Genomic DNA, 13,335 nt, shown 5'->3' with positions numbered 1-13,335 from the left:
CTAATGAAACTGCGCTCCGATAATTAACGCGCCCCGTTCTCGCTAGCTAGCAAGAACGGGGCGTTGTGTGCCGCCATCCAATCTCTAGCTTGTTCTGTCAGCGGCCAACGCGATTTCTTGCTCCTCCAATTCGTCTTCGCGTCGATGAGCCATCTGGTAGAGCAACGGCAAAACTAATAGCGTTAGCACCGTTGAGGAGAGAATCCCCCCGATCACCACCGTCGCAAGGGGACGTTGTACCTCTGCACCGGTACCCACATTCAAGGCCATTGGAACGAACCCGAGTGAAGCCACTAAGGCTGTCATCAATACCGGTCGTAGCCGGGTAAGGGCACCTTCGCGGATCGCAGTGTCCAGAGGTAAACCTTGCTCCCGTAGGCTACGGATGAAGGAGATCATTACCAGGCCATTTAGAACGGCGACGCCTGACAGAGCAATAAAGCCAACACCTGCTGAAATGGACAATGGGATATCTCTGAGCCACAGCGCAACAATGCCTCCGGTGAGCGCAAATGGAATCCCTGTAAAGACCAACAAACCGTCTTTGACATTGTTGAACATCATGAAAAGCAGAATGAAGACCAGGAGCAGCGCCACGGGGACGACAATCTGCAGCCGCTTCGTTGCCGATTCAAGCTGCTCAAAGGTACCGCCCCAGTCGATCCAATAACCTGCCGGGATATCTACCTGGGCCTGGATTTTCTGTTCTGCCTCAGATACGAATGATCCAATGTCACGACCACGGACGTTTGCACTGACGACAATTCGCCGTTTCCCTTCTTCTCTACTGATCTGATTCGGACCGGGGGCCAAATCCAGGGTGGCCACCTCGCCGAGGGGGATATAACTTATGGTGCTGTTTAATTCCCTTGGAAGGGCAATTGGAAGCCGCTCAATTGCGGCGAGATCGCTGCGTATCTCGTCCGGTAAACGAACCACGATATCGAAACGCCGATCTCCTTGAAACAAGGTGCCTGCCTCTCGGCCACCGATAGCTACTGCAACCGCTTGCTGGACGGTATCTAGACTCAGGCCGTATCGTGCGATCTGATCGCGATCGATATCAATCGTGAGCATGGGAAGGCCAGTCGTCTGCTCGACCGTAACCTCTGAAGCGCCTGGTACTTGTCCTAGCACCTCGGATACTTCCACCGCCGTGCTGTTAAGAACGTCCATGTCATCACCATAGATTTTCACGGCTACCGCGGCACGAACTCCGGAAATCAACTCGTTGAAACGCAGCTGAATAGGCTGGGAAAACTCGTAGTTATTGCCCGGTAACTCAGCGGCGGATGCTTGGACCTCGCTTAAGAGTTCGTCGCGCGACTTGCCTGGATCCGGCCACTGCTCTTGTGGCTTCAGCATGACGTACCCGTCAGAGATGTTTGGAGGCATGGCATCGGATGCCACCTCCGCAGTGCCTGTGCGCGCAAAAATCCGCTCGATCTCCGGAAACTCATCCATGAGCTTTCGCTCCAGCTGCTGCTGCATCTCTACAGACTGACTAAGACTGGTAGCTGGTACACGAAGGGCTTGGATAGCGAAGTCCCCCTCGTTGAGGCTAGGCACGAATTCACTGCCCATACGTGCCCCTACGAGGCCGGAAAGTACAACTGCAACAACGGCAAAGGTGAGCACTACTGGCTTGTTGGACATCACCGCATCGAATGCAGGTGCGTAGGCCCGTTTAGCATTGCGGATTAGAAAGTTTTCCTTCTCTGTAACACGCTTGCCGATAAAGAGCGCAACGGCTGCCGGGACGAACGTCACCGAGAGAATCATCGCCCCGAATAGCGCTGTCACTACGGTAAACGCCATGGGCGTGAACATCTTACCTTCTACCCCTGTAAGGGCGAATATCGGCAGATATACGATCATAATGATCAGCTGCCCATAGAGTAGAGGCCGACGCACTTCCTTTGCCGCAGCGAACACTTCATGAAGCCGTTCGGACAGCGTTAATGCCCGCCCGTGATGGGACTGAGCGTGAGCAAGTCGACGCACGCAGTTCTCAACAATCACCACGGCACCATCGATAATGATGCCGAAATCCAATGCGCCTAAGCTCATCAGGTTGGCGCTGACCTCGTTGGCTACCATGCCGGTGAACGTAAAGAGCATCGCCAGCGGTATAACAAGTGCGGTTAGGATCGCCGCACGGATATTGCCCAAGAAGAGAAAAAGTATAACCACAACAAGAATGGCACCCTCAGTGAGGTTCTTCTTAACGGTGGATATAGCTTTGTCTACGAGTACAGTTCGATCGTAGACAGTAATCGCTTTTATGCCCTCTGGAAGCGAAAGGTTTATCTCTTTCATCTTGTCATCGACAGCCCTAGAAACTACCCGGCTGTTTTCACCGATAAGCATGAAAGCCGTACCTAGAACCACTTCGCGGCCATTCTCGGTGGCTGCGCCAGTACGGAGCTCCTTTCCAACCTCTACCGTCGCAACGTCGCGGATACGTACTGGGGTACCGTCAACGTTGCTAATAAGGGTATTGCGGATGTCCTCTACTGACTGCATTTGTCCTGGAGCACGAACAAGATACTGCTCGCCGCGTTTTTCAATATATCCGGCACCTAGATTGTTATTGTTTTGCTCAACCGCTTCGATCAGATCTTGTAGTGTCAGTCCAAACGACCGCAAAGTGTCTGGGTTGGGGGCGATCTGATATTCCTTTGCATATCCTCCGATCGTATTGATCTCAGTTACGCCTGGTACATTGCGGACTTGCGGTTTGATGATCCAATCTTGAATCTCACGCAAGTCAGCAGAGGTATAAGGCGTACCGTCCGATTTGGTGGCACCGTCCTCAGCTTCAACCGTCCAAAAATAGATTTCGCCAAGCCCAGTGGAAATAGGGCCAAGTGTTGGAGTGACGCCTTCCGGAAGCTGATCTTTGGCCCCTCCCAAGCGCTCATTCACAAGTTGGCGGGCAAAATAGATGTCAGTGCCTTCCTCAAAAATAACTGTGATCTGAGAAAGTCCATATCGAGACAAGGAACGGGTCTGCTCGAGCTTGGGCAACCCGGCCATTACCGTCTCGAGCGGGTAGGTAATGCGCTGCTCCACTTCCAGCGGGGAATAACCTGGGGCCGCAGTGTTGATTTGCACCTGTACGTTGGTGATATCAGGGACAGCATCGATAGGCAGCTTTTGGTAGCTGTAAGCTCCTAACGCTGCCATGCCAAGCACGGCTAGCAAAACCAGCCAGCGATGCTCTATAGAAAAGCGAATGATACGTTCGAACACAGTCTATAACTCCGTATCAGTGAGCATGCGAGGCGCTGGCTTTGCCAAGCTCGGACTTAATGATGAAACTGTTGGCCAAGGCATAGCGCACTCCGGCCTGAAGACCTTCCTTGATTTCAACCGCTTCACTATCTCCGCGACCAGTCACGATTGGCTGAGCAGCAAAGCCATGGTCGGTCCGTACAAACACCACCGGATTATCTTCCAACGTGTGGATCGCATCGGGCTTGACTGCAACCGGCACGGACACTCCGCCAGAGCCTACCCGCACTTTGACGAACAGGCCGGGACGCCAAACCCCTTCCGGGTTCGGAAGCGTGACCCGGGCGGTAGCGGCGCGGCTTTGCTGACCAACAAGTGAGCCGACATAAGAAACGGTGCCATTGGCACTGGACTCGAATGCTGTGGCTTCGATAACCGCGTTGCTGCCGACTCGTACCGCGCTGAGTGCATTGGCAGGAACGCTGATATCTGCCCAAACGGTAGAGAGATCGGAAATGATGAATATCTGGTCGTCGGTATTGACTGACTCACCGAGCGTGATGTCCTTCTCAACGATCATCCCATCGAACGGCGCCCTGAGTTCGTAGCGGCTCAATGCGTCTGGCTTGCCAGCATCACTGCCAAGCGCTTGTAGCTGTGCGTTTGCATTCGCAACAGTCAGCTCTGCTTCCCGTAAAGCCTGTTGTGCCTGTAAATAATCCTGTTCCGCAGAAATACGCTCTTCCCATAGCTCCTTTTCGCGTCGATAGGTTTTTTGAGCCAATGCAAGACGTTTTTGCGCCGCGTAGAACTCGCTTCTACGTTCCGACAGGTCTGTACTCGCGATCACAGCAAGTACTTGCCCCTGTTTCACCTGTTCGCCCAAATCGACTTTGACCGCTTCAACGACACCTGAGAGACGAGGCACAACTTGCGCTGTGCGGTCTTGGTTGAATGTAATTTCGCCAGGCAGCTCAATTGCGCTTTTTATCTTTGCGGGCTGAGCAGTTGCCAGTGAGATGCCGGCGGCTAGGATTTGTGTCTCTGAGAGTTCTACCTCTGCTGTTTCTGTATGCTCCGCTCCCTCGGGCTCATCTTCATGCTCATCTTTCTCTGCCGCACCGACCTCGTGATCGCTATCGGCGCCTCCTTCATCATGGCCATGATCTCCTTCGGCTTCTGCATCCTCATCCGAATGCCCTTCATCCTCATGCTCCGATTCGTCACCATGCTCGCTATGTGCGTCGCCCGCATCGGGCACAGCTGGACTACTGCGAAGAAGCAATCCGCCAAGCATAAGTGCCACGCTTAATATGACGACGATCCAAAAAATCTGCTTCTTGTGAACAGCCAAGGAAGATGTGTTCGATTTACTTTTCATATGGATTCCTTATGGCTGAGTGGCCGAGGGGATAACGGCCGACCCATCGCCGACGATTCGCGCGATTTCCGCCGCCGCCTGGTTAGCTTGTGAGAGCGCAGACAGATACTGAGAGCGGGCTTGGAAAAGCGAGCGTTGAGCATCCAGTACGTCAAGGAAGGTGAACTTTCCTAGTTCAAACCCCTTGCTGGCAGCTTCATAAGCGCTCTGGGCACTGGGGAGCATGTCGTTGCGCAACAGTTCAAACTGCTGCCGAGCAGTGCGCAGCCGCATGTGCGCTTGGGAAAGTTCGCTTTTCAGGCGTATATGGACGGCGTTAAGCTCGTCCTGCGCCTGGTAGGCCCGTTCCTGTGCTGCTCCGATGTTGCCTTGGTTTCGATCAAACAACGGCAGGGGCATCGAGATACTCACCAGTCCCAGCGTGCCGTTATATTCATCTGAGCGTTGGGCACCTACGCTAACCGTCACGTTAGAAAAGCGATTCGTCCTTTCCAGCTCCAACGCAGCCCGACGTCTTTCAGCCTCCCGACGCGCGCGGGTTAGTTGGGCGGAATCGTTCAAACGGCTATAAAGCTCAGCTAGCTCGGGAAGAGGAGGCACTGCCTCTACCGGCTCTTTTACTCGCTCAAAGCGTGGCTGTGGATTTCCCCAGTTGGCCGCCAGCCGAGTGCGCGCAGCTTCGAGTTCAGCTGTGGCCTGGGCAAGCTCTACTTGCACTCCAGTAGCCGCAACCCGCGCCCGGGTTTCCTCTACGGGAGAGACCATGCCGGCCCTCACACGTCGATTGGCAACGTTCACAGCTTGCTTCGCAAGCTTTGAAGCAGCCTGAGCGAGGTCCAGCCGTTCTTGAGCAGTAAGCACATCGTAGTATGCACCCATCACTGCCCCCCTCAGTCGAGCTTGGGCGTCCTGTAGGTCGGCGGCCGCTACGTCCATGGCGCGTTGCGCTGCCTCAATACGAGCCGAACGTTTACCACCCAGCTCTATTTCTTGGCTCAGTTCAAGCGTGGTCTCCGGGGCATCGCCCCGGATTCCCTCCTGGCTAGCGGACAATATTGGATTCGGACGTGCTCCTGCTTGGCTAATCAATGCGCGAGAAGCAGCCAGCTCACGTCTTGCAGCAGCCAGTTCAGGGCTTGCAGAGCTAGCGAGTTCCAAGGCGCGTACAAAGCTTATGGAGTCGACAGACTCAACGGGGAAGGTATTTGACACACTGACAGGTAAGGTCTGTGTGAAGGTCGGCAACTCTAAAGGCTGCGCAGAGGCGAGGTTGCACGACAACATCGTCAACCCCAGCGGTAAAAGAACTTTTCGCACCGAAATCTCCTAGAAAAGGGAAGGTTCGGTGAGACGTCAGATACAGATAAATGGCGTCCTACTGGTTAATCTGGCGTCTCACCGGCTTTGCACCGATGCGCCAATTAGGTTTTTCAGGACGCCCGGCTTCAGCCGATGCGTAGCTAGCAGAAAGAAACGGTTTCAAGCTTATTGATAATACCGAACCGGGAGAAATCCCTTTCGTTATAAGCGGCTTGATATGGTCGCCATGAAAGACACAGTCTCCATCCAGACTGATTTTTTTTGCGGCTTTTGACGATCCTTCCTCGTCAGCACCCAGAGACTCGTGCGAATGTTCGTGATGTCCAAGATGATTTGCTGCCGAACCATCCTCATGTCTGCAGCTCGTGCTAACAACTGCCCATGATGATTGCAATGGGAACAGGGCTAGCAACAACAGCAGAACTATTTTTCTCATCCAAGGCAAAACGATGACTTCCTGGTTTAGATGTCGAATCCAATCATAGAGCTACCCCCGCCAAGACGCGGAACACAGCGCCGCTACTGCGACAGTGATTCGTCCTGGGTTTAGGACACAATACACGAAAGCGTTTTTATCAGCCTCGCCAAGCCGGGGAGATAACTGATGGCCATGGGGCTGACTTTAAAGAAGAGTGGATAACGACCGCGTGACCGCAACATTACAAATCTGTAATCGAGGATATGCGCGATTGCTTGCCTTTCAGATAACAAAATAGTAATTTGCCGCTAATCCTGCGGTCATCTGCAGGGAAGAACTTGCCTAAGCGCTAAAAAAAAGCGAAAGGCGTCATTTGAGCACTGACCTGCCGTACACCAGGAGCATCATCATGAGCAAAATGGCCGTTTTTTCACTAACAGCCCTTTCACTGGCATTGGGCAGCGCCCCGGTCTTTGCCCAATCGGAAACAGCGGAGGGCTTCATCGAAGGCAGCACGCTATCGCTGATAAATCGCAACTATTATTTCAATCGAGATTTTCGCGACGGTGAGAGTGCGACCGGCAATGGCTACTCTGAGGAGTGGGCTCACGGGCTGATGGCCTTCTTCGAGTCCGGATATACCCAAGGCTCGGTGGGGATCGGCGTCGACGCCTTCGCCATGCTCGGCCTCAAGCTCGATTCTGGATCAGGACGTTCCGGTGCTGGCGGAACCGTCGATCTTCTCCCCTACAATAGCGCCGGCGATGCCGAGGATGACTTTTCTCGAGTAGGGGGGGCCGTGAAAGCACGGTTCTTGGGCACCGAGATCAAGGCAGGCGATGTATTTCCCGCTACTCCTGTCGTGCACTTTGGTGACGCACGGCTGCTGCCGGAGTCTTTCAAGGGTGTCACCGTTGTGAACAACTCGCTGGACGACCTCACCCTCCAGGGCGGCCGCCTGCACGCGATGAGCCAGCCCAATACCAGCAACACGAACGATGACTTCGTCACGTTTTATGGCGGCGGCGTCGACTCGCCTTGGCTCGGCTACGCAGGCGGCGACTATAGCGTCAACGAAAATCTTAGTCTTAGCCTGTATACCAGCCGGCTCAAGGATGCCTGGAACCAACATTACTTCGGTCTATCGGCCACCTATCCGCTTTCCGATGTCGTCGCGTTGCTGGGCAGTTTCAACTACTACAAGGCAACCGACGAAGGCCGCGAGTTGCTGGGCGAGTTCAACAACAACATCTGGAGCTCCAGCCTGGGTGTCGCCTTCGGCGCGCACACCGTCACGGCGTCGTATCAGCGAAACAACGGTAACAACGACTTTGACTACTTGCGCCAGGCGGACTCGATCTACCTGAATAACTCCATCCAGTACAGTGATTTCAACTCACCTAAAGAGCAGTCCTGGATGCTGCGTTATGACCTGAACATGGCGGGTTACGGCATACCTGGGCTTACGTTCATGACTCGCTACGCCCGCGGCTGGGGCGCCGATTACAGCAACGCAAATGAGGTATATATGCGCCAAGACGATAACGGCGCGCCTCTGTCCGGACAGAAGCGCTGGGAACGCGACGTCGAAGCCCGCTACGTTGTACAGACTGGCTCTCTCAAGGATCTGTCACTGCGGGTGCGCCAAGCTACCACGCGGGCGACAGCTTTCGAGTCCGACCTCGATGAGGTCCGACTCATCGCCGAGTACCCTCTGTCGATCTTGTGAAACACCATGAGCAACACCACATCTTCTTTAGTTTTGCTCCCTTGGTTTGAAGATGTGTTTCAGGCGCCCATCAGGGCGCCTTTTTTGGTTTGGTGCACCCCCTCGCGCTGCGGGTCAACCAAATGACCGGTAGATTACAAATTCGCAAGATAGCCCTCACAGGGCTTTTACCGCGTTAAAGTGCTTCCCGCTTCCCTGGGCAGATCTTTTCGCCTCTGCCTTTCACGCTAGAGCCAAGCCGCTTTCGTCTTGACCTAGTTACTACATGGATTTTTTTGGTTCCGCTTACCGCGCACCTCCTTGCCGAGTTACCTGAAAACATGCGCATCCTGGTTGTCGAAGACGAGATCAAAGCTGCGGAATACTTGCAGCAGGGTCTTATCGAATGTGGTTACTTGGTCGATTGCGTAAGTGATGGCCTCGATGGGTTTCACCTGGCACTGCAGAACGACTATGACATCGTGCTGCTAGATGTGAATCTGCCAACCATGGATGGGTGGGAGGTTCTCGAACTCATCAGGCGGCGTAAGCAGACACGCGTCATCATGCTGACTGCCAATGGCCGCTTAGAGCAAAAAGTCCGCGGCTTGGAATCGGGCGCCGACGACTATCTGGTCAAGCCGTTCCAGTTCCCCGAGCTGCTTGCCCGTATCCGGACACTGTTGCGGCGAGGCGAGGCAGTCACACTTCCGAGCAACCTGCGTGTAGCCGACCTCGAACTGGACCCGGCCCGGCATAGGGCTTACCGGAGCGGTCAGCGTATCGACCTCACCAGCAAAGAATTTGCGTTATTGCATCTGCTCATGCGCCGGACTGGCGAAGTCCTCACGCGTACGGAAATAACTGCCATGGTGTGGGACATCAATTTCGACTGCGATACCAATGTGGTGGATGTTGCGATTCGTCGCCTGCGGATGAAAGTGGACGAACCCTTCGGCGATCGCCTGATACACACCATCCGGGGTGTGGGCTACGTGCTGGAGGCGCGGCCTTGAAGCCACTCAGCCTCGCATCGCGTCTCGCGCTTCAAATCACACTGACCGGCGCCGCTTTGGTCGCGCTGCTGATTGCACTGAGCTACTGGGTACTGGTGCGCCAACTGGAACTGCGCGCCCAGGAGGAAGTGACGGCCAAGCTCTCTCAGATCGATCATGGACTCCTCGAAGACACCAAAGCCCGTATGGGCCGCTCCTGGCAACACGCATTGAGCGATACCGTACTCGGCCATGACAACCTTTCGATTACGGTCATCGGCGATACAGCGAAATCACCCATTTTCAGTATCGGCCGATTCGCCAATGCGCCGCAGCAGCTGGATCTCGTGAGCAGGGACGGCGACTATCTTGGCTGGACAACGAAAGATGGCGTGCAGATGCTAACCGGGCGCAAGCAAATCCAAGTCCCGGGACTGGCTTCAATGACGCTTTTACTTTCGCAAGATCGCAGTGCCGATCAACGGCTGGTGGCTGCATTCCTGCGCTCGGCCTTAGTGACCGTGCCGATGCTACTGATATTGATCGGATTGGCTGGATGGCTAATCGCCCAAAATGGCTTGCGGCCGCTTCGCAAGTTCCGGGCCTTGGCGACTAAGGTATCTACACAGGATCTATCACCTCGAATCCGCACCGATCGGCTTCCGCAAGAGCTCCAGGCATTGGCGCACAGCCTCAACGTAATGCTTCATCGACTCGATGACGGCGTTCAGCAACTGTCACAATTCTCGGACGATGTGGCTCATGAGTTAAAAACTCCGCTGAACAACCTGATAGGCAAGGCGCAGGTGACTTTGGTGCGTGAGCGAAGCAAGGAGCATTATCGGGAGGTGATCGAGTCGTCGGTTGAAGAACTCGAACGCATGGATCGAATCGTGTCAGACATGCTGTTTCTCGCCCAGGCCAGCCACGCCAGCCCAGCACTGAAGCTCGAACAATTATCTTTAGGAAGCGAGGCGAGGCGCGTATGTGAATACTTCGAAGTCCTTGCCGAAGAAGCGGGAGTCGCTACGACAGTAACGGGCGATGCCATGATTTTGGGAAATCGACTTATGGTCCAGCGGGCCATTTCCAACCTGCTATCCAACGCGCTGCGGCATTCAAATACTGACAGTACGGTCGAACTTAAGATCCTTGAGGAGGACGTAGACATCGTCTCGCTGGCTGTCACCAATCATGGCGCGACTATCGAATCGGATCATCTCCCACATCTGTTCGACCGCTTTTACCGCGTTAACGGCATACAACCTCACGGGGCAGGATTGGGGCTAGCGATTGTCCGCTCAGTGATGAACCTCCACAAAGGCCACGTGGCCGTCGCCAGCAAAGACGGTCGGACCACGTTTGAACTCACGTTTCCTCGGCAGGCCTGACTCAAAGTGATACCGCACGGAGACAGCCATCACTACGAAGGGGCAAAAACCACAGGGACAAACAACCATTTCGAGGGCATGCGCGTTGGCCGGGTAACCAGGCCCGCAAGCCCCAACGCCGTTCATTTAATGCATGCGTCCTCGCTAATTCCGGCGAGAATGCCGCAAGCCTCAACTTCCCGCCCATCGTTGCAATTAGCCCGCAGTGAAACGAGTTGTCGTTCGAGTGATTGCAGAGCGGTTTCAATACTTGTGCTTTGGCAACAAGCGTCACAGGTAACGTCTGAAGTCGTTTCCGTTGGCTGCATTGCAACGTGCCGCATGATCATCACCTCCGAGGGGAGGAAAGTTTACAGCTGCCATCGAGCCCACATTTGAGACTAATTGAAGGTGGGCGAACATGCGCAAGCATGTGAGAGCAACACAAAGCCTAGAAATCAAACATTTATGGTTTGAATGTCTTAATTTTCCGTGATCTCGTTATGATTCCATAAAAATTCCCGTCATGGAAATGTTCTGATAAATCAATCAGTTAGGATGGATGTGAGTGAATTTTCCCGTTATCTCGGCATGGCCCCGAATACGGAGCAGCTCCCAGCTTACGGCGCACCTTGTCGAGTTCAGAAAGTTCACTTTGCTACTCTGGTCAGCCCGTCGAATGGGTTGATGGGTGTGAGTTGAGCGGAGCAAGAAAGCATGAGCTACAGGGTTGATCTTGGCTTAGGAGGCGAGAGCATTGGGTGATAAGTGCGCTCTACCGTCCGACTTAACCTCGGGAATGCGCTACAAGACGTTTCTGACAAGGGTGATGGCTTTACTAGCCGGAGGCGCCATGCCGCTTGCCTTTGCCCCTGTGGGCTGGGCATGGATTGCGGTGATGGCTCTTGCCGCATTATTTGTCCTGGTCGCGCAATCTTCAAGGCGTCAGGCGCTATGGTCGGCCTACATATTTGGCCTTGGTTACTTCGGCGTAGGTGTCTCCTGGGTCTACATCAGCATCAGCCAGTACGGCAATGGCCCCGTGGTGGCAGTGTTAGCCACAACGGCCTTTGTCTCGCTGCTAGCTCTCTTCCCATGGGGCGTCGCGTATCTCGTACGCCGCCTGCACCCTGAGATCGATGCGACGGCGCTCTGGCTAGGGCTACCAGCGGCATGGGTGTTGAGTGAATGGATGCGCACCTGGTTCTTAACCGGCTTTCCTTGGCTTTTTATCGGCTACAGCCAGACCGACACCACACTTGCCACTATCGCTCCTGTCTTTGGTGTGCTTGGCGTGAGTTTTCTGGTGGCCTTGCTCGCTGGCGGGCTTGCGTGGGTTATCTTGGGCTTAAGCCTGCACCGTGCGACGGTAGCCGGTGCCGTGTTAATCGCTACTCTCGCCAGCTTGCAGATTCTGGATCGTGAGTGGACGCAGCCAGCCGCTGGCCCTATCAATATTGCCCTCTTGCAGGGAAACATCACGCAAGACAAAAAATGGGACCCGGATTCCCGGGAAATCACGCTTGACCGCTATCAGACGCTTACGAAGCAGCATCTCGGGGCCGACATCGTGATTTGGCCAGAAGCGGCAATCCCGATGTGGCATGACCAGGCTAGAGAATATCTTGCTGAGCTCGAGGCGTTAGCCGATCAGGCCGGCACCTCGTTAATGATTGGCGTCCCTATACGCGAGACGGACGGTCGCACCTACAACGCGGTGATAAGCCTCTCAGATCCCGCAGGGTACTACTACAAACGCCACCTGGTGCCATTCGGTGAATATGTTCCGCTCCGGAACTTCTTGGGTTCGGCCCTCGACGTGCTCGGGGCGCCTATGTCCGATTTCACACCAGGACGGGAAGCGCACGTCCTTAACGCAGCGGGTGTGCCCGTCGGAGCACTCATCTGCTACGAGGCGGTCTTTGGTGCTGAAGTCACGGAACTTCTGCCCGAAGCGCAGTTACTGGTGAATGTCAGCAACGATGCTTGGTTCGGCAGCTCAATCGGCCCTCTCCAGCACTTCCAGATGGTCCGCATGCGTGCCATCGAAACCGGACGTGACCTACTGCGAGCCACGAACACGGGCATCACAGCAACTGTCAGCTATGAGGGAAAGGTCCTTACACGCGCTCCTCAATTCCGCGTAGCCACCCTCAGCGCCGAAGTGACCCCCCGAACTGGCGCGACCCCTTATGTGCGCTGGCGGGATTGGCCTATCCTTGGCGTGATCGCACTCGGACTCGGTTTGCTCCTGCTTCGTCGAATTCGGCAGTATCATCGGTTGGATACATAACGCTTGCCATTCTCACAGCGAGCAGACTCTGTATCGGGTGAGAAGGAAGGGATTTGTCTACATATGGCATTGGCTCGCAGGAAAAAGCTCCAAAGCCGGGCTGGAGAAACATGAGCTGGCTGCCGGCATCCTGGCTGTGATCAACGGCCACCTGGGTGACCACGGCCTGTCGCTGCGCCAAGGCACTATCGTCGATGCCACACTGATCAACGCGCCGAGTTCAACCAAGAACAAGGACGGCAAGCGCGACCCGGAGATGCACCAGACCAAGAAGGGCAACCAGTATTACTTTGGCAGTGCGACCTGAAAGTCGCATGGGTTTCTGTTCCGCAGGTTAACGCCCGACGGAACCGACTGTTCCACCACTCGTTCCCTACCCAGACAGGCGTGGCCGGTAACAGCCGGGTCTGAAGCTCTGGGGACAATGTAACCGCCGATATTTCGGTAGGTCGAACCGCGAGGCCAGACTGAATCTGCCAGCATCAAGGCGGAGAGGCGCTAGGGATGAACAGGTACGGCTAACACAAGTGAACCTCATATAAACGTCGTCATAGTAGCCAAGCCAAAGATGCTGACAGGCTTGTACCAAAAGGTGCGCGGCCAGGCAGGGGCT

The 13,335-nt window shown here is 54.9% G+C and carries 8 protein-coding genes and 2 pseudogenes; 5 read left to right on the top strand and 5 right to left on the bottom strand.

Features of this window, described 5'->3' with window-relative positions; all coding sequences use genetic code 11:
- Window positions 1-84 precede the first annotated feature (84 nt).
- From BM275_RS21655 to BM275_RS22190, 4 genes are read right to left on the bottom strand one after another with little or no spacing between them, the layout of a single operon-like run.
- A complete protein-coding gene (locus tag BM275_RS21655) occupies window positions 85-3,255 on the bottom strand; it encodes an efflux RND transporter permease subunit (protein ID WP_090523535.1) in 3,171 nt (1,056 codons plus the stop codon).
- Between the two features lie 16 nt (window positions 3,256-3,271).
- Window positions 3,272-4,618: an efflux RND transporter periplasmic adaptor subunit gene (locus BM275_RS21650; protein WP_042925541.1), complete on the bottom strand. Its 1,347-nt coding sequence runs from the start codon at window positions 4,616-4,618 to the stop codon at window positions 3,272-3,274.
- 9 nt (window positions 4,619-4,627) lie between these two features.
- Window positions 4,628-5,935: a TolC family protein gene (locus BM275_RS21645; protein WP_042925539.1), complete on the bottom strand. Its 1,308-nt coding sequence runs from the start codon at window positions 5,933-5,935 to the stop codon at window positions 4,628-4,630.
- 58 nt (window positions 5,936-5,993) lie between these two features.
- On the bottom strand, window positions 5,994-6,383 hold the full coding sequence (locus BM275_RS22190; RefSeq protein WP_139229603.1) for a hypothetical protein: 390 nt from the start codon (window positions 6,381-6,383) through the stop codon (window positions 5,994-5,996).
- Between the two features lie 382 nt (window positions 6,384-6,765).
- Here BM275_RS22190 and BM275_RS21640 point away from each other — a divergent pair, with 382 nt between their 5' ends.
- From BM275_RS21640 to BM275_RS21630, 3 genes are all read left to right on the top strand, one after another.
- Window positions 6,766-8,085: an OprD family porin gene (locus BM275_RS21640; protein WP_042925536.1), complete on the top strand. Its 1,320-nt coding sequence runs from the start codon at window positions 6,766-6,768 to the stop codon at window positions 8,083-8,085.
- 320 nt (window positions 8,086-8,405) lie between these two features.
- On the top strand, window positions 8,406-9,080 hold the full coding sequence (locus BM275_RS21635; RefSeq protein ID WP_008569962.1) for a heavy metal response regulator transcription factor: 675 nt from the start codon (window positions 8,406-8,408) through the stop codon (window positions 9,078-9,080).
- Window positions 9,077-10,450, top strand: coding sequence for a heavy metal sensor histidine kinase (locus BM275_RS21630; RefSeq protein WP_042925530.1), 1,374 nt, complete (start codon window positions 9,077-9,079; stop codon window positions 10,448-10,450). The genes BM275_RS21635 and BM275_RS21630 overlap by 4 nt, the downstream gene beginning before the upstream one ends.
- Window positions 10,451-10,572: 122 nt before the next feature.
- Here the strand turns inward: BM275_RS21630 and BM275_RS21625 are convergent.
- Window positions 10,573-10,692 (bottom strand): annotated as a pseudogene (locus BM275_RS21625) (Cd(II)/Pb(II)-responsive transcriptional regulator); the annotation flags it as partial.
- Window positions 10,693-11,282: 590 nt separating this feature from the next.
- On the opposite strand from BM275_RS21625, the gene lnt reads away from it, so the two are divergent.
- Both lnt and BM275_RS21615 read left to right on the top strand, forming a co-directional pair.
- Entirely contained in the window at window positions 11,283-12,722 is a 1,440-nt protein-coding gene (lnt, locus tag BM275_RS21620; RefSeq protein ID WP_017246079.1) for an apolipoprotein N-acyltransferase, read from the top strand.
- Window positions 12,723-12,822: 100 nt separating this feature from the next.
- Window positions 12,823-13,017, top strand: a pseudogene (locus tag BM275_RS21615) (IS5/IS1182 family transposase); the annotation flags it as partial.
- Window positions 13,018-13,335 lie beyond the last annotated feature (318 nt).

The sequence above is a fragment of the Stutzerimonas kunmingensis genome (assembly GCF_900114065.1).
Classification (GTDB): domain Bacteria; phylum Pseudomonadota; class Gammaproteobacteria; order Pseudomonadales; family Pseudomonadaceae; genus Stutzerimonas; species Stutzerimonas kunmingensis.
Note: the sequence above shows the minus strand (reverse complement) of the source record. Positions and strands in the feature narration are given on the sequence as shown.

What these genes read in the sequence shown, in the direction of transcription:
- BM275_RS21650 (WP_042925541.1), bottom strand. Translation starts at nt 4,618, where the DNA reads ATGAAAAGTAAATCGAACACATCTTCCTTGGCTGTTCACAAGAAGCAG.
- BM275_RS21640 (WP_042925536.1), top strand. Translation starts at nt 6,766, where the DNA reads ATGAGCAAAATGGCCGTTTTTTCACTAACAGCCCTTTCACTGGCATTG.
- BM275_RS21635 (WP_008569962.1), top strand. Translation starts at nt 8,406, where the DNA reads ATGCGCATCCTGGTTGTCGAAGACGAGATCAAAGCTGCGGAATACTTG.
- lnt (WP_017246079.1), top strand. Translation starts at nt 11,283, where the DNA reads ATGCCGCTTGCCTTTGCCCCTGTGGGCTGGGCATGGATTGCGGTGATG.